We start from the raw sequence: 23,805 nt of genomic DNA, 5'->3' as shown, positions 1-23,805 counted from the left end.
CCCGGGGGCCCTCCGACTCTCTGGGTTGGGTGTGTCCGGGTTACCACACCACCCCAACGGTCGCAGGGCTCTGATCTGCGAGAGCTGCAGCCGGCACGGAGTCATCGAGAGCCTGCGTGGAGGAGTGCATGTTGTCCGCGGACAACACGGTCACGGCCGGCTCTGGGCTCTGCTGCTGCACCAGAGCGGCCGGGACTTCTGGGTTGGCGACGGTGTTGTCCGCGGACAACACCGCCTCGGGGTGATCCTGGGCGGGCTCCTGCTGGCTCGGCACCATCGGCGTCGGCACAGTCGTGTTGTCCGCGGACAACACGTCCGTCTTCGCGGCTGCCCTCAGCTGCTTGTCGCGTTCCCGCTTGGCGCGCTCCTCTTCCTTGATGTTCTCGGCGAGGGCGAGCAGATCGGCGGAGGTGAGGGAGCGGTCGTCCTTGTACGCGCGGGCGAGGCGGCGACCGTACCGTTCGGCGAGCTGTCCACTGACCAGTTGCTCTTGGATCAGTGTGGGCAAGGTGAGCAGGGCGATCTGGTTGCCGACCCAGGACCTGTCTTTTCCTCGGCGGCGGGCGACCTCGGCCGCGTTGCCGTCGCAGGCGTCCAGCAGCTGCTTGAGGCCGCGGGCACGCTCGATGATGTCGAAGTTCTCCCGGTCTTCGTTCTCGAGCAGGAGGTAGTCCATGAAGTCGGCCTGGCTGGTGGCCAGGTCGTCCCGGACGACGAAGTCGAGGGCTTCGAGTCCGACATGCTGGGCTGAGCGGTAGCGGCGTTCGCCGTTGAGGAGGACGTGCTCGGCTGTGGGCTCGATCAGTTTTTCGTGGTTCGGCCACAGCTTGAGGTAGGCGGCCCGGGTGACCGCCACACACGCGGTGGTCTGTTTGCGGGCGAGGCTCTCCCCGAGCCTGGCGCGGTCCTCGTCCGTGCCGTAGTTGCGGCGGGGGTTCATCGGGCAGGTGGCGACCTTGGCGAGGTCGAGCCGTTGGACCTCGTAGTCGGGGATGAGCCCGGCGGCCTGGGCTTTGGCCCGGCCGCGTTCGCTGAGGGGCTGCCGGGCGAGGCTGGCGAATGCTCCGGCGCCGACGCGGTCTGCGACCCTGCTCATGCTGCGATCCTCTGTGCGATGTTCCGCATGATCTCGGACTGCTCGCCGTCCGGTGCGTAGATGAGGAGGGGGGTCTTGCTGCGGACCGCCTCCCGCTGGTCCTTCAGCTCGTTGACGACCGCGATCACTGCGGGGTGCCCCAGGGACTTCCATCCCTCGAGGGAGGAGGTGACGACGTATCCCTTCCGGATGTCGAAGAGGTTGACGATGAATCCGAGGTCATCGATGACGATGCCGAGGTCTCCGCAGAGGGAGTCGATCTGCTCCCGCAGGAGGGTGTAGGCGTCGGCGGAGGAGTCCTCGGCCTGCACCGGGATGATGATGCCGGAGCTGCCGTCCGGTTCGCCGTCGCGCTTGCGCGCGTAGTAGAGGGCGTTGTCCATGGCGTAGCCGAGGCTGGGCGGGCAGTCGATGATGACGAAGTCGAAGTCCTGCTCGAGTTCGGCAAGGGCCTTTTCCAGGGCGGTCTCCTTGACGCGGACCTCGCGGCTGGTGGCGAGCTTGGCGTCGAGGAGGAATCCGTCGGTGCATGCGGGCAGCAGGTGGAGGCGGCTGCCGAAGCTGTCCCCGTCGACCTCGATCAGAAGGTCCCGCAGGTCGGAGGCGCGGTCACCGACCATGTTCTTGACCAGGCTGTCGCTCTTGATCGGTAGATGGTCGTGCCCGAGCTGCTTGGTGAGGTGGCCTTGGGCGTCGAAGTCGACGATGCAGACCCGGTACCCCATCTCCGCGAGCGCCTGTGCGACGCCGGCCGACATCGCGGTCTTGCCGACACCGCCCTTCTGGTTGCCGAAGGCGATCCGTCGGGGTCCGGTGGCCATCCGGGCTCGCTGCGGCAAGGGGTGGGCGTCCAGCCACAGCCGGATCGCCTGTGCGAGCCCCTGGTTGTAGGGCAGTCCCTGCTGGGAGCAGTCTTCCCGGAAGCCCTTGTAGAGAGCTGAGGGGACGTAGGTGGAGAAGGAATCGCTGCGGGCGGTGTCGATCAGGCCCAGAGGACGGTCGGCGGCGCGCCATGCCTGGATGCCTTCGGTCACGGCGTCCTGGATGTCGACGCCGACCGTGGCGGCACGGATCTTCAGCTCGCGCCGCAGCTGGGCGGGGAGTTTGGTAACTACCTTGTCTCGATCTTCAGCCATGTTTGGGGCGGTCATGGGGGGAGTTTACTAACCGCACGGGCAGCTTAGACAGCGACACGTCCGCTTTGTTACCTATGTATTGATACCCAGTAGCGGAATGTGTTGTCCGCGGACAACACATCAAGCCGTGCAATGGCCCATGGCCAGAACCATGTGCCCCGTACAGACTGGCGCGCGCCATGTTGTCCGCGGACAACATGAACCGGCACGGCACGCGGCAGGAGCAGCCGGCTCTCGCAAACGCCCCCTGCGCGAGATCAACCGGCTCGGATCGGCGGCGGAGGACCACGTCATCCTCACCAAGGGTGCGCTGCGGAGGGCGCTCGGGAGCGTGAGCTCCACAAGGAGGCTGGCCCGACAACCTCGCCCAGTGGGTGGTCGGGGTCCTCGACATCGCGGAGGAGTACGGTTTCAAACTGCTGAAGGACGCTCAGCGGATCCGGGCCCTCCCACTGCTCCGGCCCGAGCTGCGTGCGCAGCCCACCCAGGCGTCCGCATGTAGGTCATCGCCGACGCGATCGCCAAGTCGGACGTCGAGCACGCCGAGCTGGTCCTCGAGGAGGGGCAGAAGGAGGCGGCCAGGCAAGGCAAGCAGCGACCCACAGCCGTGATGCTCAGCGAGGCGGCCCGCGAACTCCTCGACAAGCGGTCGATCCCGGCGCAGCCAACCGGCAACGAGGGCGGCTCAGCCCCGTCCGCGCCGAAGGCCCAGCCGGCGCCGCTGCACCTGCTGTCACTGAGTCAGGCGGCCGATGAGATGCGCGAGCGGGCGCACAAGCCGCTTGCCCCGGCCGCCGTGAAGGCCGCTGCCGACATCGACCCGGCCACTCTCAGCGGATACCGGGACAGCCTCGAAGCGGATGGGCGGCCATCTCTCGCTCGGTCCAATAGGCCCGGTAAGGATCGTCGTTGACCTGGGTCACCAGTTTGTGCATAGGTTCACCGGGTTGGCGATGGTGAGGCCGGAACCGGTTGGATGTGGCCGGACATCCGATCTGGTGCGAGGAGGCATGGTGGCGAAGCCGGTCAAGGTCCGGAGACTGACCGACCAGGAGGGCCAGCAGTTACAGCGGATCGTGCGCCGGGGCAGCACGAACACGGTGCGCTACCGGCGGGCGATGATGCTGCTGGCCTCCGCCGGCGGGAACCGGGTGCCGGTGATCGCCCAGTTGGTCCAGGCCGACGAGGACACCGTGCGGGATGTGATCCACCGGTTCACCGAGATCGGCCTGGCCTGCCTGGACCCTCGCTGGGCGGGAGGCCGTCCCCGCCTACTCAGCCCCTGGGCGTGTCCACCCGCGACCTCACCGCGAACCCACGGGGCCACTCCCTAAGGACATCGGCCCCTCGGGTTCGCGGTGGAGAACCTTCCGTTTTCGCGAACTCGCAGGGATCCCCGGGCATGAGTAGTAGTTGAGATACAGGAAGTCCCGGTGCGATTGATCTTGCTGGGGGTCCGCCTACTTTGCGGCGGCTTCGAGCTGGCGAGGTACGGCGCCGACGCACAGGTCCCGCAGGTCGGGATGTGGTTGTAGAGGGTGCCCGGGGTGCGGTCCCGGAACTTGTCCCGGAAGGCGACCGGGAGTCGGTGCCGAGGCGCCGGTCCGCCATCCTTGAGCCATGCGTGCCGCCCGCCTGATCCGCATGGCGCTTCTCGTCCAGTCGAGCCCCGGTCTGACCGCCGCCGCCCTTGCCCGCGAGCTGGACGTCTCCAAACGCACTGTGATCCGTGATGCCCAGGCTCTGCAGGAGGCGGGCGTTCCCATCCGGTCCGAGCGCGGCCGCGCGGGCGGCTACCACCTGGCGCCGGGCCACCGGACCCGGCTTACCACGCTCCATCCCACCGAGGCGGAGACGCTCTACCTCTCGGGTCTGCCCACGGCCCTGCGCGATCTGGGACTGTCTGACGCGGCGGACACGGCCCGGCTGAAGCTGTCGGCGACCCTCCTGCCGTCGCTGCGTGCAGCCGCCGAGTCGTCGGTGCGCCGCTTCCACCTGGATGCCCCGGCCTGGTTCCGCGAGCCGTCGGCCCCGGAGTCGCTGCCGGATCTGGCCCGCGCCGTGTGGTCCGACCGCACTGTCGAGCTGACCTACGCGCGGCCGGGCCGGGACGGCGCGCCGCCCCGCATGGTGACCCGCCTGCTGGAGCCGTACGGGCTCGTCCTGAAAGCGGGGGTGTGGTACGTCGTAGGCCGTGTCCCGGGTGAGCGGGAGGGCCGTGACGGCACCTGGCGCACCTACCGCGTCGACCGCGTCACGGCACTCTCCCCCGCTCCCGGAGCCGACGAACCCTTCGTCCGCGACCCGTCCTTCGAGCTGGCCGCGCACTGGCAGGCCCACGCCGCCGGGTTCGCCCGGGCGCTGCTGCGCACGACCGTCACCGTGCGCCTGACGGAGCGGGGCCTGCGCCGCCTGCCCGCCGTGGTGGATCCGGCCGGCGCCGGTGAGGCGTTGGCGTCCGCGACCGCGCCGGACGCCGGCCGGCGGGTCACGCTCGACCTGCCGGTGGAGTCGGAGGACGTCGCCTTCGGTCAGCTGACCGGGCTGGGGGCGGACGTGGAGGTGCTGGCCCCGCAGGGCCTGCGCGCCCGCTTCCGCGAGCATGCGCGGGCCCTCGCCGCCCTGTACGGCGCGGAGCAGGAAGATCAGCGGTAGTCGTCCGGCAAGCCGTCCTTCCCGCCGTACCTGACGTCCTCGAAGTACGCCCAGGCGTCCGGCCGGCTGCCGTCCACGTCCCGTACGCCGTAGGTCCTGGCGAGCTCCGCGCTGGAGGCGGACTTGCCGTTCCAGCGGGCGGCCCGGTCCGGGTCGGCGGCGAGCGCGGCGACCGCGCGGGCGAGGTAGTGCGGCGACTCGGCGATGGCGAAGTCCGGTTCCCGGGCGACGGCGTCGCGCCAGTTCTCCTCGGCCACGCCGAAGTGGGTGAGCATCTGCTCCGAGCGCAGGAAGCCCGGCGTGACGGCGACGGCCGTGCCCCCGTACTCCGCCAGCTCCTCGCCCAGCCCGAAGGCGATCCGGATCGGGGCGTTCTTCGCAAGGTCGTAGTAGAGGTTCTCGCGGTAACGGCGGTTGGAGACCGCCGTGCCGTCGGTGACCTCCACGTGCAGCGGCGCGTCCGAGCGGACCAGGAGCGGGAGGGCGAGTGCCGCGGTGATCACGTGCGAGCGCACCCCGAGTTCCAGGATCCGCAGGCCGTCGGCGAGGGGCGTCTCCCAGCTCTTCTTGCCGAAGACGGAGTCGATGAGCAGGTGTTCACCACCCCAGAGGTCGTTGACCAGGATGTCGAGCCGCCTCTGTTCGCGGTCGATCCGCTCGACGAGGGCGCGGACCTGGTCCACGTCCAGATGATCGGTAGGGACGGCGATGCCGGTGCCGCCGGCCGCCGTGACCAGCTCCGCGGTCTCCTCGATGGTCTCCGTGGTCCGGCCTACCTCGCTGGCGCGCTCGCGGGTGGTGCGGCCGGTGACGTATACAGTGGCGCCGGCGCGGCCGAGTTCGACGGCGAGGGCACGTCCGGCGCCACGGGTGGCCCCGGCGACGAGCGCGATCTGGCCGGCGAGCGGGACTTCCCGGCCGATGCCCTGGGTGTTGATGTCCTTGTCCATGGCATCACGATGCACGCCAAAAGTGACACCGCACGTCACCCTTTTCCGAGAGTCTTCCCGCGCTCCGCCTCAGCCCAGTCCCGTCCTCACGGGGCCGACGCTGGAGGGGTGAGGACGAGAGGGAGTCCAGGAGATCGTCGACCGTCCCGCGCCTCAGCTGATGCGCAGTAAGAACGTGTTCCACGCAGCCTTGGACGAGGAGGTGTGGGAGGGGGTTTTCAAGTCGTTGCGAGAGATGCGTGCGGCTCTGGCCGAGGAAGTTCCTCCCAGCCCCCGTGGTGGGTGTGGACGGGGGAGGGCGACCCGGGACACCGGAGCCGTCAACTCGGTGCAGCACCCGGCACACGCGAACACGTCCAAACAAGCTCCCCCTCGCCGCGGTTCCCCGGGGATTGTGCATCGCCTGCGGCGGAGGATCCACCGGATTTCGGAGCGGCTCCAGGGCTTCTCTCGGAGGGCGTAGGCAGCAGCGAGCGGGCAGCGCGAGCGGTGGTGCTGGTCATGGGATTCCGTGGGACCTAAGGTGCGGTCACTCCCGCCGCGTGGGTGTCGTGCCGGTGCTGCGGGCCCAGCACGCGCAACTCGTCCAGCACCGTGGTGCTACCGGGCGGAGGGGTGAAGATCCGCAGGCGCTGGTCCGCCGCGGGCGTCGCCAGCACCTCGCAGTCCAGGTCGATCCTGCCCAGGTCGGGATGCACGAGACGGTACGGGTGCGACCTGCGCACGGCGACCTCGTGCCGGTCCCACAGCGCCGTGAATTCCGGGCTCGCGGCCCGGAGCCGCGCCACAAGCGAGCGGGACGCCGCGTCGTCGCCGCGACGGGCCGTCGCGGCCCGCAGGTCGGCGACCAACTGCCGGGCCTGCTCCTCGTGTTCCTCGACCGCGAAGTGACCGCGGACACCGGGGTCGGTGAACCAGCTCAGCACGATGTTGCGGTCCTCCTCGGCGACCGTGCACACGCACCCGAACAGCGCGAGCGCCAGGTCGTTCTGCGCCAGCAGGTCGCCCAGATCGCTCACCACCTGCACGGGCACGCCGTCCAGGCGGTCGAGGAGGTATCGCAGGCCCGGCCGCAGGTACTCCCCGGCCCGCGCGCCCTCCGGCGGGCGGTGCCCGGCGAGCAGGTACAGGTGGTCCCGCTCGTCCTCGGTCAGCCGCAGCGCGCCCGTCAGCGCGGCGAGCACCTGGACCGAGGGCTGGGGGCCACGGGCCTGTTCGAGCCGCATGTAGTAGTCGGCCGACATCCCGGCGAGCATCGCGACCTCCTCACGACGCAGGCCCGGGATCCGCCGCCTCGGCCCTTCGACGAGCCCGACGTCGCGCGGCGTCAGCCGCTCCCGGGACCGGCGCAGGAAATCGGCGAGCTCGGGACGGTTCAGTGTCATGTCCTTCTCGGGATATCGGTGTCGTGAAAGCGCATCCTGGGACCGCCGATCCTAGGCGAAGCGCTCCGCTCCCGCGGTGCCGGCGGCGGCGGCACGATCGGCACATGGCCGTCCAAGGCCTGTCCGACGAGAAGATCGGTGGTCGCACCATGAGGGAATCCGTACTGGAAGTGCCGGGCGCGCGACTGCGCTACGCCGTCCACGGCGAGGGCCCCTTGCTCCTGCTCGTCGCCGGCGGCCACTACGGTGTCGACGCGAACGAACCGCTCGCGCACCACCTCGCCGACCGGTACACCGTCCTCACCTACGACCGGCGCGGCCTGTCGGGGAGCACCACCGACGCCCCCGCGACGACCCTCGCCACGCACGCCGACGACGTCTCCCGCCTGCTCTCCGCTCTCACCCCGGAACCCGCACTCGTCTACGGCACCAGCATCGGCGCCCTGATCTCGCTCGAGCTGACCGTCAGGCACCCCGGGCAGGTCGCGGCGGTCGTCGCGCACGAACCGCCCGTCACGAACCTGCTGCCGGAACCCGGGCGCGCCCTCGCCCTCGGGCAGCTGCTCACCGTCGAGGAGACCTTCAGGGCGGAGGGCGCGGCCCCCGCGATGCGCAGGTTCGCGGCCGACATCGACATCGACCCGAACGACTGCGAGCCGGACGTCCCGGCACGCGCTCCGGGGCCCGACCACCTGCGGAACGCGGAGGTCCTCCTCACACACGACATGCCGGCCATCAGGGCGCACGTCCTCGACGTGGCCGCACTCAAGGGCTCACCCGCCCGTGTCGTGCCCGCCGCCGGTGAGAACTCGGGCCACGTCTGGCCGCACACGTGCGCCGCGATGCTCGCCGGCGAACTGGGGACGCGCCTGGAGACGTTTCCCGGCGGCCACAACGGATACGTCCTCCGCCCGCGCGGAACCGCGGAGCGCATCCGCGCGGTGCTCGGTTCCTGAGGCGCGACGCCTCCCGGTTCAGCCGCGATGGCGCCGGGCTGGGGCAGGCCGATGCGGCCGCCCTGCCACCCCTGATCGATCGTGAGCGTGCCGTCCTGGTCGAAGCCGACGGCCTGGCTGGGCGCCTGTCAGGGCGGGGGGACGATGACGGTTCGGTTCATGTGGTCCTCCGTCGGGTGCTGGGCTGGTCTACAGGAGGGGGAGCCGGTGCTCGTCCGGCTCGGCGCCGTCGTTCTGGGGGAGCGCCTGGGCGCGGGCCTCGTCGTGGGCTTCGTCGTCCCGGTCGCAAACGAGCCGGCCGTCGGGGAGCTCGTCCCATTCGCGGCTGCCGACGGCGTCTTCGGCGGCGTTCTCAGGGGTTTCGTGGTGGGGGATGAACTCGTCCTCGACGACGTCGCCGCAGATGCTTCACTTGGCGGTCCAGCACAGCAACGGGGCAGCCACGCCGACGCCCGAGCGGGCCGGGCCCGTACGGCGCCAGGCGTAGCCGTGGTGGAGGACCAGGGCGTGGCTGACGGGCTCAACCGGGGAGCCGTCGTCCACTTCGGCGGCCAGGGCGTTGTGCTCGGCGGCGGCCATCAGCGCGGTGGCGAGGTCGGGCATCTCCAGCAGGGTGTCGGGGCCGCTGAGCCACAGCCCCCAGGGCCGGTCCGGGCTGCCGGGGCGCAGCCGGTCGGTTCGCGGTGAACAGGCTGCGGCGGTTGGCCAGGGTCAGGGCGGGGGTGGTCGTCATCTCCGGGTCTCCTTCGACGGGTCGGCCCGGCCCGCTGGGGTGTGGGCCGGGCCGGTGGGCTGGCGGGTGGTCAGGCGTGGTGGGCGGCGGGCGGTGCAGGAGGAACTGGAGGGCGGCGGTGATGTTGGGGTGCTCGCCGGTCGCCGGCCTGCCGCAGCTCCAGCACCGAGCCCACCTCCCCGAGCACGCTCACCGTCGAAACCAACCACCACCACCCCTACCAAGCAGGGCTCGGTCCGGGCGCAGGCCCTTGCCGGCTGGGGGCATCAGCGGGGGCGTCAGAGTCCGCCCATGGACGACAACACCGCCCTCTGGTACCGGATCGCCGATCTCCTTCCGCCGCCGGCCTCGAGGGAAGTCAAGGACTGCTGGGAGATCGGGGAACAAGAGTGCGGGCTCGGCCTGCTCGTCGAGGGCCTGCTCGCCCGCCAGGTCCCGATCGGCGGGGCGGGCCGGGTGCAGATCTCCGTGCTCGCCGAGAAGTGGGGCGAGCGCGAGCGGCTCACGCCCGGCATCGTGCGCTGCCTGGGCGACGGCGCGCCCGCCGGGGTGCGGCTGCTCGATGGCGACGGCGACGAGGTCGAGGTCGTGACGGGCTGGAGCGAGCCGGAGCTCGCCGACCTGGTGCTGGTGCCGTGGATCGGCTGCACCCGCTGCGGCCAGGTCTTGCCGCGCGCCCACGCCTGGGAGCCCTGGGACGACTTCTCCTACCTCGCCGAGCACTACGTGATCAGCACATCGAGCCACGACACGGCACTACGGATCTTCCCCTCCGGCTCCGCCGGCGAGGCCTTCGCCGAGCTCCTTCACAGCTGCCCGAAGGCATAGCTTGATCTTTAAGGCTGCTGCTCTGCCCTGTCGGGCGCGTGAGTGTCCTTTTGTTGCGTTTCTTGCCGACTGGGTAGCGGGTGGAGGTGCGGCCCTCGGGCCGGCCGGGTCCGGGGCGGGTGACTTTCGGCGTACTGGCCGGAGGCCCACAGTCTTGCGGACGCGGCGGTAGCCGCGCCGGACCCAGCCGGGTGTGAGCTGATCTGGTACCAGCGGTTTCTCCCAGGGCCTGCGCAGGTTCTCGGCGAGGAGGCGGGCGAGGCGGAGCTGGGTCAGACCGAGTGGCTGCTTGAAGAACCGGAAGATGTGTTCAAGATCGAACCTTCGGAGGAAGATCCGCCACAGGCGGTCGACGTCATGCGCGACGGCGTCGGGGTCGCTGTGCCACAGCCACGGCGGCTTCGGGTCGCGGTTGCCCGGCAGACTCTCGACGGCCAGGTGGACGAGGGTGCCTTCCACGATCGGCAGGTCGCCCTCGTGGTTGCTCCACCCGCCCTGACGGCGTTCCAGTTTGGGGTGCAGCCGCCCCCCAGCAGCGCGCAATGACGGCGCCGAATCGCTCGTGGCAGGAGGCGACGTGGACTGGCGCGACATCCCAGCGTTCGCAGAAACGATCCGCCAGGTCCTCACCCAGGAGCAGATAGGGGAGCTCGCCGAGACTCTGATCAACAAGCCCGGCTGGTCCGGCAGCAACCGCATAGCCCAGAAACGATGAGAGGGCCTCGCTTCGGTCATGCGACCGGAGCGAGGCCCTCTCATCGTTTGGAAAGTCAAGCCGCCCGGACATCACTCCAACGCGGCCGCCTTACGCAGCAGCACGGACCGCTCGCGGGCGTTGCGGCACAGCCGGGCGGCGAGCTCCAGCTCGGCCCGGGCCTCGGCAGTCCGGCCGAGCCGGAGCAGCAGTTCACCGCGCACGCTCGGGAGCAGGTACGACCCCGACAGGCGGCCGGAGGCGGCCAGTTCGTCGACCATGCCCAGTGCCTGCTGCGGTCCGCTTGCCATCGCGACGGCCACGGCCCGGTTGAGCTCGACAACGGGTGAGGGGGCCACGCGGCCGAGCGCCTCGTAGAGGAGCACGACATGCTCCCAGTCGGTCTCCTGCACCGAGGGTGCCGTCGCGTGGCAGGCGGCGATCGCGGCCTGCAGACCGTACGGTCCAAGGCCCCGCCCGGTAGCGGTGGCCCGGCCGAGCACGGCCAGACCGCGACGGATCGCCGACCGGTCCCACAGGCGCCGGTCCTGGTCCTCCAGGAGCACCGCCTCCCCGTCGGGCCCGGTACGTGCCGGAAAGCGCGCGGCGGTGAGTTCGAACAGTGCGAGCAGCCCGTACACCTCCGGCTCAGCGGGCAGCAGGGCAGCCAGCATCCGGGCCAACCGAACAGCCTCGTACGCGAGATCGGGGCGCAGCAGGCGGTCGCCGGTCGTCGCCGTCGAGCCCTCCGTGAAGATCACGTACAGAACGCTCAGGACCCCGCCGAGCCGCTCGCGCCGCTCCTCGGACGGCGGGAGCTCGAACGGCACGTGCGCCGCGGCGATCGTCTTCTTCGCCCGGGTGATCCGGGCCTGGACGGTCGCAGTGGGCACGAGGAACGCCCGGGCGATCTCCTCGCTGGACAAGCCGCCGACCACGCGCAGCGTCAGAGCCACCCGGGCCTCGGGCGAGAGCACCGGGTGGCAGGCGGTGAACATGAGCGCGAGGACGTCGTCGTCGACCCGGTCGGTATCCCACGGCAGATCGTCCGGCCGACCGGGCGCGGCCACCGCGCCTGAGCTGAACTCGCCCTCGGCCAGCTGGCCCGCGAGCAGGGCGTACCGCTCGTCAAGTGCCGACTTGCGGCGGAAGGCGTCGATGGCCCGCCGCCGTGCGGTCGCCAGCAGCCAGCCCACCGGGCTGGTCGGCGCACCGTCGCGCGACCAGGTGACGAGTGCTTCCGCCAGCGCCTCCTGTGCGACATCCTCGGCGAGCGCGAAATCCCCGGTGTAGCGGGCCAGTGCACCGACGATCCGTGCGGACTCGATCCGCCAGACGGCCTCGACGGCCCGCCGCGCCGTCTCGGCGCTCGGCGGGCCGCCGGCGGCCGCGGGCGTCAGAGCTGGCCGGTCTGCTCGCGCCACGCCCGCTCCTTGATGATCCACTCGTTGTCCTGCGGGAACTCGTCGATGCCCGGCACGCGGCGGATCTCGCACTTCGAGCCAGCGATGGCCGGGAGTCGCTTGGCCCACTCGACCGCTTCCTCCTTCGAAGCGACGTCGATCACGTAGAAGCCGCCGAACAGCTCCTTCGTCTCGCCGTACGGACCGTCGGTGACCACCGGCGTCTCCCCCCTGTAGTCGACCACCACGCCCTGGGACGGGTCGTCCAGCCCCTCAGCGGCGACGAGCACACCCGACCGGATCAACTCCTCGTTGAAGCGGCCCACTGTCTCGAGCATCTCCTCGAACGGCGTCTCCATCATCTTCGCGACGGATTCGTCCGTACCTCGCATGATCAGCATGTACTTTGCCATCTTCGGCCTCCTTGATCGGGGGTCGCCTCTCGACCCTCTCCATCCCAGGTCGAACGGCGCAGTCGCGGATCGACACGGCAGACGGACACGGACCACATTTTTCGCCAACACCTTCGTCTCACGCCAGGACGAGCACGTTCTCGATCACGGTCCGGTGCCCGGCGATCTCGAGGTCGGCCGCACCGTTGTTCGGCCAGGGCGATCACGCGGGTGACTTCCTAGATGACGACCCACTCATCGACCTCGCCGCCCCGCTGGCGCCCTGTGACGACCTTGGCGGCTACGCCGGAGAGCCGGCCAGCGGGGCGTGGCGAGCCGGTGGCCCGCCCGATGCGGGGCGGGCCACCGGCGGGGACGGTGGGTCAGTTCACGTGTGTCCTCGGCGCAGGTCCATGGTGAGGATCTGCGTCTGCAGCACGACGGAGTCGGGGGTGGTGCCCTGGTCGCCGGGCTCGACGAGGTCGAGAACGTGGACTTGGGCGATGGCGGATTGGGCCGCACCGCGACCTGGACCGTGCAGCTGCTTACGGAGCCGTCGCCGTGCCGGCCGGGTGTGGAGTACCCGGCCGGCGGCTGGGCGTGACCGAGCGGACCGCGCAGTACGTCGTGCCCGCGCGGACAAGGTGATCCTTGCGTCCCACCCGTCGGCCGGCAACCCTCAGCGTCAGGCCTCCGACAGTGCCCGGGGCGGCCCCTTCCGCTGGAGCTGACGCAGCCGAACGGCGGCTCACACCCCCTTGTGACTGCGCCCGCAGCGTGTGCCGGGACCGGGAACGCCAGAGAAGGGTTGAGGCCACCGATAAATGACATGGTCCTGAAGGAGTGGGGCTGGTGACACATGCCGCCTGGTGCTGCCTGTCCTGCTGCCTGCTGGGGGTGACCCGGCTGTGGCTGAGGCGGAGATGGCGGGCCCGGTGCACACGTTGAGGAAGGAAAGCAGCAGGTCCAGAACACGGTGGTACCAGGTCCGTTGCAACTGGTGGCCCCGTCCCGCTGCCGGATGGGAGCTGAGGCCTCCGGGACCGCGCGGCACAGCGGGTGGTCTTTATTAAGAGGCCCCCGGGCAAAAACTGCCTTTGACCTGCTGTTATGTGAAGCCTTGTGTCTGGTCCTAGCGGACACTCAGGATGCCGAAGTGTCATACGGGCTGGGACAGACTGCCGAAAAACTTGCGGATCGCTCGAAGAATCGGGCCGCTGGACGTAAGAGTGGCGAGCAAGGCCGGCAACCGGAAGTGTCCTGGATCCAGGACACTAGCCCCTCCAATGTCCCGAATCCAGGACACTTGCTTGCTGCTATCTCGAAGATTTCTTGCGGTGGCCAGCAACCGAGTGCAACTCACAGCCGACCGACCCGCCCCAAGATCGCCAGGCAGAGAAACTTCGAGGAATCCGCAACTTTTCTCCAGTCCCAGCCGCTGCTGGCCTGTAGTACCCCGTGAGACGGAGCTGACAGCGTGCATGCCGACCATGCCGAACGTCCCGGCGATCGGACTGGAGCCGCCCAAGCCAGCAGTCCGGAGGAGTCACCACCCGATGTGGTCTCACAAACGACCACAAACTCGGATGTGTAGCGATTAGCGAACCAAAGTTGCGACCCGCCGCAGGAAAACTTCGAGCTATCCGCAAGATCCTGTAGTGTCGTGGCGCCCAGACGGTCCGACAGGAGGCTCACGTGCGACCGGAACGACGGAGCGGCACCCCTGCACCGAAGGCCAGACGGGGGCGGCTCCGGCCCGCGGAGGAACCCGAACTCGTCAGCATGCTCGACCGATTCGGCGAACAGCTGGCGATGGACCTGGCCGGCCAGGTAGCGGTACCCGCCGTCGAAGAGGTCACGGTCAAGTTCCGCCCGCGGCGGGCCAGCCACGACATGGCCGGCTCGATGGGCTACTCGCTGACCAGCAACTGGTTCATGGCGAAGGTCCTTGCACGGTGCATCGTGGCTCACAAGCTCGCCCCGGTCGAGGTCGCCGTCCTGCTGCACATGATGGGGTCACAGAACCGTGGTGAGCTCATTCAGACCCAGGTCGACATGGCGAGGGAACTCGGCGTGGCCCGCAGCAGTGTGAACTCCGCGATCGGCCGACTGTGCGAACTCAACTACATCCGCCGCCGTACGCAGCGCGGGCGGTACGACGTCAATCCGCGGTTGTGCTTCCGTGGGAACGGGGACGAGCAGAACGGCGTGCTCGCGCAGGTGCGGGCGGAGAAGCTCGCCAGCGAGTTCCCCGATACGATCGGCCCTGAAGACTTCGCCCGCGAGAGCTGAGGAGGACCTCATGGAGATCACACCCTCCGGCGTGCTCGGCATGATTCCCCGCCTGAAGCTCACGCCCTCCGCCATTGCGGTCTTGGGCATAATGTCCGACCTGCAGGCGTCAGGTGGCGAGGTCAACTACACCCAGGCCCAGATGGCCGACAAGCTCGGCATGCTCGAGTCCGCCGTCAGCCGTGGCATGAAGTGCCTGGTCGCCCGCAGCCTCGTCATCCGTAGCGGTGACGGTCGCGGCCACAGCTACCGGCTCCACCCCTTCATCGCGAAGTACGCCTCGCAGAGTGAGATGGAAGCCGCGGTCCGCGCTGCGGCCGTCGACGTCCGGGAAGGCCGGCTTCCCGACATCGCGGCGCCGCTGTACCGAAAGCAACCACCCCGAGCTGGTAAGCCGACGCTCGTCGCGGTCTGACCGGACCAGATTCGCGAGCCCATCCAGGAGCAATCCCTGATCGCGCCGAGCGTGAACCGGGCCGTGAAGCAATTGGCGGACAAGAATCTGGTCTGGCTCCTGGAGCCGGGCGTCTACCAGATCCATCCGCTGCTGACCGGTGGGAAGATGCGGGCCGGCCTGGCCGCGGTGCCCGGGATCGACTCCCTCGCCCCCGAGCGGTTCGGCGAGCGGCTGCGGCAGCGCTACGAAGGCCGGCTCGCCAACCTCGGCATCAGCGCGTAGCGGACGAGACCTGCGACGGCCCGGGCAACCAGCCTCGCCCTCGATGAGGACGAGCATGAGCGGGAGGCTCGGTGATGGCGAAGTTGGCGTAGCCGGGGCGGCCTGCGGTCGGCCGTGGGGATCGTTCCGATCGTGGCCCGAGTTGGATCCATTGGGCCCCCGCGGTCGTGGGTGGCCCGAAGGACCGAAGGGGGTAGGGACATGACGGCCGACACGACGCCGGACAACCCGGCGCAGCGACGGGTCGAGGCGATCCTGGCGGAGCTGACCGGTACGGGTGAGGAGACCGGGGTGCAGGTGGCCGCCTGGCTGGACGGTGAGGTGGTGGTGGACGCCTGGGCGGGCAGGGCCGACCTGGCCGGGGGGCGGCCGATGGGGCCGGAAACCCTGGTGCCGTCCTGGTCGACCGGGAAGGGCGTGGCGGCGGCCCTGGTCGCGGTGCTGGTGGACAGGGGCGTGCTGGCGTACGAGGCGCCAGTGGCGCGCTACTGGCCGGAGTTCGGGGCCGCGGGTAAGGAGTTCGTCACGCTGGGACAGGTGCTCGATCACACCGCGGGCGTGCCGCAGCTGCCCACTGACGTGACGCCCGAGCGGCTGCTTGACCTGCCGGCCGTGGCCGCCTGGCTCGAGGGCCAGCGGCCGCGGTGGGAGCCCGGCAGTGCGGTCGGCTACCACGCCTGGACGTACGGGGTGCTGCTGGCCGAGATCCTGCGCCGCGCCACGGGCCGCACCTGCGACCAACTGCTGCGGGACGAGCTGGCCGCGCCGCTCGGGGTCTCCGACGAGCTGCTGTTCCATGTTCCCGACCACCTTTTGCCGCGGCTCGCGACCTGCTACGACGGCGGCTGGGCGGCCCGGCTTGAGCGTATGCCGGCCGAGGCGCCGTTCTTCGCGGCCGTGCCGCGCGCCGTGCTGCCGGTCGCCGCGCTGGCCAATCGCGCCGACTTCCGCCGCACCCCGCTGCCGGCCAACGGGATCGTGACCGCGCGCGCCGTCGCCCGGCTCTACGCGGCGCTGGCCTGCGGCGGCGAACTGTCGGGTGTCCGGCTGCTCTCCGAGGCGACCCTGAAGGAAGCCGCCATCGGTCGGGCCAGCGGGGTGGACCGGACGATTGGCATCCCCTGGACCATGGGTCGCGGCTTCGTCGTCGGTGACGCCTCGTCGCCCCCTGTCCGCTCGCCGAGCGCCTTCGGTCACAGCGGCTCCGGCGGCAGCACGGCGTTCGCGGACCCGGCGGCCCGGTTCTCGTTCGCCCTGATCAAGAACCGGATGACCGCCCCCGGCCTGGACTCCCGCCTCGTCCACGAGGTCCGCACGGCCCTGGGCCTGGCCGCCGCCTGAGGGTAAGCGGGTGATCAGTCGCTCTTGAGGCCGTCGGCGAGGTGGCGCGCTGCTTCGGTCTCGACGGGGCCGTTCGGTTCGATCTCTTCGCCGGCGAGACGGGCGGCCCTGAGGCGGATTACCGCCACCTTGATCATCGCTTCGGCGTGCGTGGGGCCGGGGCATGGCGTTCCCGCAGGGTGACGGCCGCGCGCAGTCCTTGGCGAGCGCGGCGCGCTCAGTCCGCTCAAAGTCCGGTGAGGCCGAACACCGGCTACCGGCCGGGTGCGGCCTCCTCGATGGCGGCGAGCAGGCGGGCGTGGACGTCGTCGTCGGCCTCGCGGGTAGCCGGGGCCGGGTCCTCCAGCTCGGGGTGATCAGCTCGGCGGCCGCGGCGAGCACAGGGACGGGGACGGTCGCCTCGCACAGGTGCAGAAGCTGGGAGGCGGCCCGCTCGCCGGGCGTCGCGGCGGCGCGGGCGTTGGGAATTACGGCGCTGATGCCACGTCCGAGTGGCTGACTGCTGGTCACCTGGCCCACTTTCCCGTGCTCCGGGCGGTGGTGATCACCACGGTCGGTCGGCCGGGCCCGAGCGCCCAGCGCCTGGTCGTGCTCACCCGGCCGTCGCTTCGTCCGTGGCCGCCCGGGTGGTGCGGCCTGCGGTGGCGGCGGCGTGCAGTTCGTCGGCGAGCAGGGTGAGCTCGCGCGGCAGGTCGCCGAGCACGCAGCCGGGCATGGCGGCCGCGAGCGCGCACACGGCGACCCCGCCTGCAGCCGCCGTCCCGGCCGCCGAACAGGCCCACCCGGAACCCGTTGTCCCTCGGGAGAAACAGCGCCCGCCGCCACGGCCGCCGCCCCCGCGCCCATTGCCCCTCGGGGAGAAAGCCCCGCCCCGAGGGGCGACGGCGTCAGACTGCGTGAGCTGGTCGACCGCCGCCTGGCCCAGCAGACGGCGCCCGGCCCGCCCCGGTGGCCGCGCCGAATACCCCGAGGCCGCCGGTCGCTGAGGTCACCGTTCCCGCCGACCCTCGGCTGCGCCGCCTACCGGACACCGACGTGTGCATCGGTCTGGACTACCGGGTGTTCGGCGACTACTGGTCCCTGGCCGGCTGGACCGTCAACCCTGACGTGTATCTGGTGCTGGGCGAGGGCCACCAGGTCGGCTGGGTCGAGCGCGGCCTGCCCGGCATCGGTGACCGGCGGGTGGCGGTGTACGAGAACTACCTCATCGGCGACCAGGCCACCCGCGAGGCGACGCTGCACGACACCCCCGAGCAGGCTGCCCGCACCGTCCAACTCGCCTACCTCCGCAACCTCTGACACAACCTCTGATCGGGCCGCTGGGCGGGAACGGGGGAGCGTCCGTCGGAGACCGTCGAGATGGGCCGGAACCTTGATGGATACCTTGACGATGGCCGACGGACCTCCGTGTCGGCACTGCTGTGGGCCGGAATCACCATTGCGACCAGGGCGTGTTCCAGCCGCTCAGGCCGTTGGCGGGGTCGAGCGGCTCCTTCTTGACGGAGTTCCGGACGATGACGACGTCGCCGATCAGTGAGGCGGCGTAGACCTTGCCGGCGGTGGAGTTCTCGTCACCTTCCGGGGTGTCGACCATGCCGATGCAGCCGTGGCTGATGTTCGCGTGGCCGGCTTCTCCGCGGGCCTGCGGGTTGCCGTGCAGGTAGGTGCCGGTGTTGGTCAGGCGCATCGCGTGCGGTTCGACGGCCTCGTAGCCTGGGCCCTTGAGGTTGGTCTGGCCCTCGGAGGTCATCTTCTCCATGCGGCTCTTGGCGGATATGACCATGGTGCCGTTCCAGGACGGGTTGAGGTTGGTGCCCGCGACGATCGGGATGGTCTGGTCGGGCTCGCCGTCCTCCTTGACCAGCATCTGGTGGGTGCGGGCGTCGACCTCGCTGATCCGGGAGCGGGCGACGGTGAAGTTCTCATCCCGCTCGGTCGCGCCGTACACGCCGGGCGCCAGCTCCACGCTCTTGGTTCGCAGGTGGACCTTCACCGTGGTGCCGGGCTTCCAGTAGTCGGCGGGGCGCAGGTCGAGCCGGGTGTCGTTGTCGAACCAGTGGCCCTTGACCTCGGTTCCGTCCGAGGCCTGAACGGTGACGGCCTTCTCGGCGTCCTTCTTGTTCTTGACCTTCACGCCGAAATTGACCGAGATGATCATGCCGACGCCGAACTTCTGGCCGCTGACCACGTTGTCCTCGACCTTGGAGGTCTTCTTGGGGGTGAGGGTGGTGAAGCTGCTGGTGGCGGTGGTCGCCACGCCGGAGGCGTCCGCGGCCTTGGCGCTCACCTTGTAGGTCTCACCGACCGCGAGGCCGCCCGCGGCCGGGGTCCAGGTGAGGCCGTCCGAGGCGATGGCGCCCTCGATGGGCCTGCCGTCCTTGTCGGTGACCGCGACCTCGGTCAGCTTGCCGGTCGCCACCGAGACCTTGACCGCACCCGGGGCCACGTCCTGCGCGCCGTCCTTGGGCTCGATCGACAGCACGGCCGCGGACGCCTTCGCCGCGCCGCCCTTGCCACCGCCGTCCGATCCGCCGGAGTCGCCCCCGGTGCCGCCGCCTTCGCCGCCACTGCACGCGGACAGCAGCAGAACCCCGCTCAGCGCCGCTCCCACCATCGAAATCCGTCGCACGACGGCCCCCCTCTACTGGATCTTCCGGAGAGGTACACGCGTCGATGGGCGTGCGGGTTTCATCCGCTGGCCTCGAACAATGTCACGATTTTGTACGGGTGGAATCGGTCCGTCCTGCCTGCACGCGCCTGGTGAGGCCAGCGGATGGCCTGGGCACCGGTAGGGCGGAACAGTTCATCGAACGCGCGGTACAGCTCGGCGCCTAGCGGGCCGGGCGCGGTGTAGCGGAGGTCGTACGGACGAGGTCCGGCCAACGGAGCGTCACCCGTACACCGCCCTGCGGGTCGATCGGCTCGTACTGGACACTGGCTACTCGCTGAACGGTCCGCATATCGGCCACGCGCTACGGTCGGGTCGGCGTGTGGATGGTCAGCCTCATGGTGGGTCCTCCCTGCTGGACTCTGGATGCCCTTCCGTCGACCTGGTCGGCGGTGACGTCCAAGGCCGTCGCGCTCCAAGCAGGCGTGGCTGTGCGGCAACGCCGATTTGAAGGGCTGCTCGCCGGCCGCGCACCTCCACTCGTCCCGACCGGTGATGGTCCGGCAAGAGCGGTCCAGCGCGATTGATAGGCGGGTAGATTGGGTCGGTCACGTGGTAGTCACTGAGGGGACTGTGGCGGTTGAACTGCCTTGTGAGGTGGTGTCGTTCCTTCAGTTCATCGGGATCAACTGGCCCACGGTGAACGAGGACAAGGTGCGTGAGTTCGCTTCGCACGTACGGGAGTTCGCGGGCTCACCCAGGTATCCAACCCGCAGGGCCTGCTCTGGACGTACGATTGACGACACGTGGGCAGCCGAGGACTGAAAGACATGGGTCGTCGAACAGGACAAGGACATCGGCCTCGGCGCGCATTGGCCCTCAGGTACGCCGAGGCCGAACAGAACGCGCGCTGACCCGACCCGCGGTCGTCTGAGGGCCGCCGGCCCCGGGGCCTGGTGCTCAGCGGGTTGCTTGAGCTTCTCGTCCGTGCGGCTGCGGGCTGGAGGGTCCGGTGCCGCGTGGTGACCAGACCCTTGGGGCCTTCGGGCGTGATCAGTGGCTACCGCGAGGTGTGGTGAGAGCGGTGCTCGATCGAGTGAACGTGCGCCTGTTTCCTGGAACTTGACAGTTCCCCAGTTGCGCTGCTCACTTTCACGCGTCTATGCTGTGTATATCTACAGCGCTCTAGTGTGGAAGGTACAGCACTCTGATGCATGGTCTCCGCCCCGTCGCGAACGGAATCCGCACTGACCACCCCGTCCCGGACCTGCCCTTCGTCGACGACTCGCACATCCCCGTCGAGGACCCTCAAGACATCGAGAAGGTCGGGCGGAACGTCGCCGACGGCATGTGGGGCCGCTGGGACCGGGACCGGTCCACCGAAGGCGCCTGGCTGGCATTCACGACCGACCCGATCCGCCACGACCTGGCCTGGTGCGTGCGATACCACCCCGAGCACGGCCGCAGCGTCCTGCTGTACGACGACAAGTCCGCTTCCTCCGCGTACATGGACTGGTGGGGCGCCCCGCTGCTGTTCCGCTGCGGGGGCTACTGGTGGGACGGCACGACCTGGTACCGGCCCAGCCAGGTGTGGGACGCGGCCAGCGAGGAGTTCGACCGCCGCCCGGTACGCGCAGCGGTGACGGTGAGCGCCGCCGATCTCCTGGACGACAGCACCCACCAGGCCAAGGGCCGGGTCCTCAAGATCGCCAACTTCAACCTCGAAGAACCGCCCCCCGCCGCCCCGGCCTGGCTCGATGACCTGGCGCACTGGGCAGCGCTGCGCAAGAAACGCGGAGCCGAGGTGCCACTGTCCAAGTGCGTGGTAAAGCCGTCCGCCCCCGAACTCGCCGGCGACCAGCTCATCGGCGTGACCGAGCTCGCCGAGCTCGGCGGTATCGCCGCCTCCACCCTGCGCGCCTACATCTCCCGCGGCGAGGGTGACGTCCCCCCGCCTCAGGCCGTCGTCGGCGGGCGCAGCGCCTGGGCGAGGCCGGTGGCCCAGGACTGGGCCGAGCGCCGACGCCGCTCGGCCGACAGCGTCTCCGCCCTGCTGGCCGGCAGGGAGAACTCCTCCCTGTCGACCGGCGCCGAAGGCCTACGCGAGCGGTTCGCCCGGATCTTCTTCTCCTACCTGTGGGAGCGCCCCGAGCGGCGCAAGCGCTGGGCCCTGCGCCACCGCACCGAAGACGCGGTCCGGCAAGTCGCCGACGAACTCGGCTGGAGTGTCGCCGCGAACCTGGACGACATCGTGCCCGCCCACGCCATGGCCGTCACCATCCGGCACGCGATCCTCGACGAACTCGCCTACGGCCAGGAACTCGACCGGGAGATCGGCGGCACCGGCATCCCGACAACCTTCTACGGCATCACCACCCCCGTGGCCGAGATGCTCGACTGGTTGGTGCGCCACCACCCCATCGACGCCCAGCACGCCATCGGCGAGATCGTCGGCGAGGCCGAACGGCGCTTCGACATTCCCCGCCAGGTCAGCGCCGCATCGCTGCGCACCGCGCTGTCGCTGGACGGAAAGCTCGACGCCACCGCCCGCAGGGAGTACCTGGAGCGCGTCCTGCCGCCCTCTCTGACGAAGGACGCCTGACATGACCGACACCCCGGACCCGATCAACGCATTGCTGGGCGCCGGCCCGCGCCGCCCGATGCCGCTGCCGCCCCCGAACGAGCGGGTACGACTGCGTACCGAGTACGGGCTGACCAAGGCGGAGACCGCCAAGGCACTCGGGGTCAGCGCGAGCAGTCTGACCGCGTGGGAGTCGGGTCAGCGCGAGCCGCAGGGCGAGGCCCGTGCGGCCTACGCGAAGCTGCTGGAAGGGATCGCCGCCCAGCTCGCCCCCGCCCAGCCCGCCAGCGCAGTGCCGGCACCGGTGGTGCCGGAGGCGTACGCGGCCCCGGCGCCGCAGCCGGTGATGCTGGACCAGAACCCGGACGGCTCGCTGCTGATGGCGCCACCCGCGCCGTGCGTGCGGTGCGGGAACCCGTCGGTCTACCGCGCACAGGGCCACCCGATGCACCTGGGCGGGTTCTGCCGCCCCGCCGCCTCGGCCCCCGCTGTCCCGGCCGCGCCCGTGCCTATGGCCGCCGCCCCGGTCGTTCAGCAGATCGCAGAGCCCGCCCTCACCACTGCGCCGGTGCCGACGGCTGTGCCGCGTCGGTCGGCTCCCGTCGCCGGTCCGATGGCCGCGCCGCGCCGCGCTTCCTCCTCGCGTCCGGCGTCGTCGTCGCGGGCGCGCAAGGCTCCGGCGAAGGCAGCGGCAAAGGCTGAGGGGCCGTCCGATTGGGAGGCCGCCGCGGCGGCGCGCTTCCCGGCCGGTCCGCTGGCGGTGCTGGACGTCGCCAAGGACGGCAAGTCGCTGGTGGCCTACCTCGCCGACGGCACGGTGGCGCCGACCGCCCCGGCCGGCCGCACGCTCGCCGACGTGGTCGAGTGGGCGCTGGAGACCAAATTGGGCTCGCCCAGGTTGCACCGGCACGGCAAGGACGGCGACGCCCTGGTCGTCCTCACCGACGCCGCCCTGACCGACCTGGGCCTGCCGCCGATGGGCCGGGACGAGAAGCGCGACTTCGTCCAGCGGCTCGGTCAGCTGCCCAAGACCCACAAGGCCGTGAAGCAGGTCGAGAAGGCCGGCTGGCAGCTCACCCAGCGCGGCCTCGGTCCGTGGGCGCGGATCTTCCGCACGCCGGAGGACGGCAAGCGGGTGTGCGTCCAGCTGTGCATTCCCGCCTGGGGCGCCCTCACCTCCGGCGGCTGGCAGATCCCCGACGGCCTCGGCGCCCCGGACCTGGCCCGCCTGCTCGGCACCTACGCCACCCGCGTCCTCACCCCGCGCGGCTCCACCGCAGTCTCCGGCCTGGAACTCGTCACCGCGCTGCGCCCGCCCACCCGGGCGGTACGCACCGAGGCCGGCTGGACATCAGGGCCGGTGGAGGGCTCCCGCCCGCCCAAGGGCTTCGACCCGGCTCCGCCGGAGGTGCCCGACGTGCACCCGCTCGCCCAGGACCGCGCCCCCGCGGACGAGCTGGTGACGGAGGCGTGGGACTGGTTCCGTGAGCTTACCGAGGACGAGAAGAGGACGGCGCTGTACGGGGTCGGCCTCGATGTGAACATGGCGTTCCTCGCCGCCGCCGGCCGACTGACGCTGCCGCTGGGCCCGCCGGTCCACGAGCTCAACCCCACCTTTGACAAGCGCATCCCCGGCTCCTGGCTGGCCGACCTCTCCCACGTCGCCACCGACCCGCTGCTCCCGTCGCCGTTCACCGCCGACGGATCCCGGCCGACCGGACCGGCCTGGTACAGCACGGTGAAGCTGGCCTACGCCCTGGAGCTCGGCGCCACGGTGCAGCCGACCGAGGCGTACCTGCGACCCGAGCACGGCCCCTACCTGGACCCGTGGCACAAGCGGCTCCGGGCGGCGTACCTGGACACGATGGCCGCCCTCGGCGTCCCGCTCGACCTGGCCGACCGCGACCCGCTCGCCTTCCTCGACGCCATGACCGCCCTCAAGACCACCGGCGACCCGGCCGAGCTGGCAGTGCTCACCGCCATCAAGCAGACCGCCAAGGGCACCATCGGGAAGATGCGCGAGCGCCCGCGCGGCCACGGCTACAAGCCAGGCGAGCGCTGGCCGGCACTGGACCG

The 23,805-nt window shown here is 70.5% G+C and carries 25 protein-coding genes and 1 pseudogene; 15 read left to right on the top strand and 11 right to left on the bottom strand.

Annotated features, from left to right (window positions below; translation table 11 throughout):
* Positions 1-40 precede the first annotated feature (40 nt).
* Together ACWDAK_RS36195 and ACWDAK_RS36190 are read right to left on the bottom strand one after the other, a co-directional pair.
* A complete protein-coding gene (locus tag ACWDAK_RS36195) occupies positions 41-1,096 on the bottom strand; it encodes a ParB/RepB/Spo0J family partition protein (RefSeq protein ID WP_449806539.1) in 1,056 nt (351 codons plus the stop codon).
* Positions 1,093-2,247, bottom strand: coding sequence for a ParA family protein (locus ACWDAK_RS36190; protein ID WP_344640268.1), 1,155 nt, complete (start codon positions 2,245-2,247; stop codon positions 1,093-1,095). Before ACWDAK_RS36190 ends, ACWDAK_RS36195 begins: the two co-directional genes overlap by 4 nt.
* 595 nt (positions 2,248-2,842) lie before the next feature.
* Between ACWDAK_RS36190 and ACWDAK_RS36185 the strand changes: the two genes are divergently transcribed.
* From ACWDAK_RS36185 to ACWDAK_RS36175, 3 genes and pseudogenes are all read left to right on the top strand, one after another.
* The gene (locus ACWDAK_RS36185; protein ID WP_449806538.1) at positions 2,843-3,145 is read left to right on the top strand and encodes a hypothetical protein; all 303 of its coding nucleotides are present in this window, start codon (positions 2,843-2,845) and stop codon (positions 3,143-3,145) included.
* Positions 3,146-3,245: 100 nt separating this feature from the next.
* Positions 3,246-3,515 (top strand): annotated as a pseudogene (locus ACWDAK_RS36180) (helix-turn-helix domain-containing protein); the annotation flags it as partial.
* Between the two features lie 337 nt (positions 3,516-3,852).
* Positions 3,853-4,887 carry a helix-turn-helix transcriptional regulator gene (locus ACWDAK_RS36175; protein WP_344640269.1) on the top strand — a complete coding sequence of 345 codons (1,035 nt, stop codon included), beginning with the start codon at positions 3,853-3,855 and terminating at the stop codon, positions 4,885-4,887.
* Here ACWDAK_RS36175 and ACWDAK_RS36170 read toward each other — a convergent pair.
* A complete protein-coding gene (locus tag ACWDAK_RS36170; RefSeq protein ID WP_344640270.1) occupies positions 4,878-5,837 on the bottom strand; it encodes an SDR family oxidoreductase in 960 nt (319 codons plus the stop codon). The genes ACWDAK_RS36175 and ACWDAK_RS36170 overlap by 10 nt on opposite strands.
* A 518-nt stretch (positions 5,838-6,355) precedes the next feature.
* Entirely contained in the window at positions 6,356-7,222 is an 867-nt protein-coding gene (locus ACWDAK_RS36165) for a helix-turn-helix transcriptional regulator (protein WP_344640271.1), read from the bottom strand.
* Between the two features lie 104 nt (positions 7,223-7,326).
* On the opposite strand from ACWDAK_RS36165, the gene ACWDAK_RS36160 reads away from it, so the two are divergent.
* Entirely contained in the window at positions 7,327-8,178 is an 852-nt protein-coding gene (locus tag ACWDAK_RS36160) for an alpha/beta hydrolase (protein WP_427395846.1), read from the top strand.
* Between the two features lie 408 nt (positions 8,179-8,586).
* Here ACWDAK_RS36160 and ACWDAK_RS36155 read toward each other — a convergent pair whose 3' ends face one another.
* A complete protein-coding gene (locus ACWDAK_RS36155) occupies positions 8,587-8,781 on the bottom strand; it encodes a hypothetical protein (protein WP_427395847.1) in 195 nt (64 codons plus the stop codon).
* A 421-nt stretch (positions 8,782-9,202) separates the two neighbouring features.
* Here ACWDAK_RS36155 and ACWDAK_RS36150 point away from each other — a divergent pair, with 421 nt between their 5' ends.
* The 3 genes from ACWDAK_RS36150 to ACWDAK_RS36140 all read left to right on the top strand — a co-directional run bounded on the left by ACWDAK_RS36150 (position 9,203) and on the right by ACWDAK_RS36140 (position 10,454).
* Positions 9,203-9,739, top strand: coding sequence for a hypothetical protein (locus tag ACWDAK_RS36150; RefSeq protein ID WP_427395848.1), 537 nt, complete (start codon positions 9,203-9,205; stop codon positions 9,737-9,739).
* Positions 9,740-10,045: 306 nt separating this feature from the next.
* Entirely contained in the window at positions 10,046-10,285 is a 240-nt protein-coding gene (locus tag ACWDAK_RS36145) for a hypothetical protein (protein ID WP_427395849.1), read from the top strand.
* Between the two features lie 31 nt (positions 10,286-10,316).
* A complete protein-coding gene (locus tag ACWDAK_RS36140; protein ID WP_344640275.1) occupies positions 10,317-10,454 on the top strand; it encodes a hypothetical protein in 138 nt (45 codons plus the stop codon).
* Between the two features lie 71 nt (positions 10,455-10,525).
* Here the strand turns inward: ACWDAK_RS36140 and ACWDAK_RS36135 are convergent, their stop codons facing one another.
* Positions 10,526-11,857: an RNA polymerase sigma factor gene (locus ACWDAK_RS36135; protein ID WP_344640276.1), complete on the bottom strand. Its 1,332-nt coding sequence runs from the start codon at positions 11,855-11,857 to the stop codon at positions 10,526-10,528.
* Positions 11,830-12,249, bottom strand: a complete 420-nt coding sequence (locus tag ACWDAK_RS36130; protein ID WP_427395850.1) for a YciI family protein — start codon at positions 12,247-12,249, stop codon at positions 11,830-11,832. The genes ACWDAK_RS36135 and ACWDAK_RS36130 overlap by 28 nt, the downstream gene beginning before the upstream one ends.
* Before the next feature lie 373 nt (positions 12,250-12,622).
* Between ACWDAK_RS36130 and ACWDAK_RS36125 the strand changes: the two genes are divergently transcribed.
* From ACWDAK_RS36125 to ACWDAK_RS36105, 5 genes are all read left to right on the top strand, one after another.
* The gene (locus ACWDAK_RS36125) at positions 12,623-12,832 is read left to right on the top strand and encodes a hypothetical protein (protein WP_427395851.1); all 210 of its coding nucleotides are present in this window, start codon (positions 12,623-12,625) and stop codon (positions 12,830-12,832) included.
* Positions 12,833-14,010: 1,178 nt separating this feature from the next.
* Positions 14,011-14,520: a replication/maintenance protein RepL gene (locus ACWDAK_RS36120; protein ID WP_344640278.1), complete on the top strand. Its 510-nt coding sequence runs from the start codon at positions 14,011-14,013 to the stop codon at positions 14,518-14,520.
* 10 nt (positions 14,521-14,530) lie between these two features.
* Positions 14,531-14,935: a hypothetical protein gene (locus ACWDAK_RS36115; protein ID WP_344640279.1), complete on the top strand. Its 405-nt coding sequence runs from the start codon at positions 14,531-14,533 to the stop codon at positions 14,933-14,935.
* Positions 14,936-14,998: 63 nt separating this feature from the next.
* On the top strand, positions 14,999-15,199 hold the full coding sequence (locus ACWDAK_RS36110; RefSeq protein ID WP_344640280.1) for a hypothetical protein: 201 nt from the start codon (positions 14,999-15,001) through the stop codon (positions 15,197-15,199).
* 201 nt (positions 15,200-15,400) lie between these two features.
* Positions 15,401-16,540 carry a serine hydrolase domain-containing protein gene (locus ACWDAK_RS36105; protein WP_344640281.1) on the top strand — a complete coding sequence of 380 codons (1,140 nt, stop codon included), beginning with the start codon at positions 15,401-15,403 and terminating at the stop codon, positions 16,538-16,540.
* A 14-nt stretch (positions 16,541-16,554) separates the two neighbouring features.
* Here ACWDAK_RS36105 and ACWDAK_RS36100 read toward each other — a convergent pair whose 3' ends face one another.
* The 3 genes from ACWDAK_RS36100 to ACWDAK_RS36090 form a co-directional block, all read right to left on the bottom strand.
* On the bottom strand, positions 16,555-16,677 hold the full coding sequence (locus ACWDAK_RS36100; RefSeq protein ID WP_425557830.1) for a hypothetical protein: 123 nt from the start codon (positions 16,675-16,677) through the stop codon (positions 16,555-16,557).
* Between the two features lie 116 nt (positions 16,678-16,793).
* Complete coding sequence (locus ACWDAK_RS36095) at positions 16,794-16,946, bottom strand: hypothetical protein (RefSeq protein ID WP_427395852.1); 153 nt, start codon at positions 16,944-16,946, stop codon at positions 16,794-16,796.
* Between the two features lie 186 nt (positions 16,947-17,132).
* Positions 17,133-17,276, bottom strand: a complete 144-nt coding sequence (locus tag ACWDAK_RS36090) for a hypothetical protein (protein WP_344640283.1) — start codon at positions 17,274-17,276, stop codon at positions 17,133-17,135.
* Positions 17,277-17,488: 212 nt separating this feature from the next.
* Between ACWDAK_RS36090 and ACWDAK_RS36085 the strand changes: the two genes are divergently transcribed.
* Entirely contained in the window at positions 17,489-17,839 is a 351-nt protein-coding gene (locus ACWDAK_RS36085) for a hypothetical protein (protein WP_427395853.1), read from the top strand.
* 133 nt (positions 17,840-17,972) lie between these two features.
* On the opposite strand, the gene ACWDAK_RS36080 is transcribed toward ACWDAK_RS36085, so the two are convergent.
* Positions 17,973-19,169 (bottom strand): L,D-transpeptidase, encoded by a 1,197-nt coding sequence (locus ACWDAK_RS36080; protein ID WP_344640285.1) that lies wholly within the window; start codon positions 19,167-19,169, stop codon positions 17,973-17,975.
* 1,189 nt (positions 19,170-20,358) lie between these two features.
* Between ACWDAK_RS36080 and ACWDAK_RS36075 the strand changes: the two genes are divergently transcribed.
* Together ACWDAK_RS36075 and tap are read left to right on the top strand one after the other, a co-directional pair.
* The gene (locus tag ACWDAK_RS36075; protein WP_427395854.1) at positions 20,359-21,750 is read left to right on the top strand and encodes a helix-turn-helix transcriptional regulator; all 1,392 of its coding nucleotides are present in this window, start codon (positions 20,359-20,361) and stop codon (positions 21,748-21,750) included.
* Between the two features lies 1 nt (position 21,751).
* The coding region (gene tap, locus ACWDAK_RS36070; RefSeq protein ID WP_449806537.1) for a telomere-associated protein Tap at positions 21,752-23,805 on the top strand (2,054 nt) is incomplete at its 3' end.

Source organism: Kitasatospora sp. NPDC001175, assembly GCF_053598215.1.
This window is presented reverse-complemented; position numbering and strand designations above follow the sequence as displayed.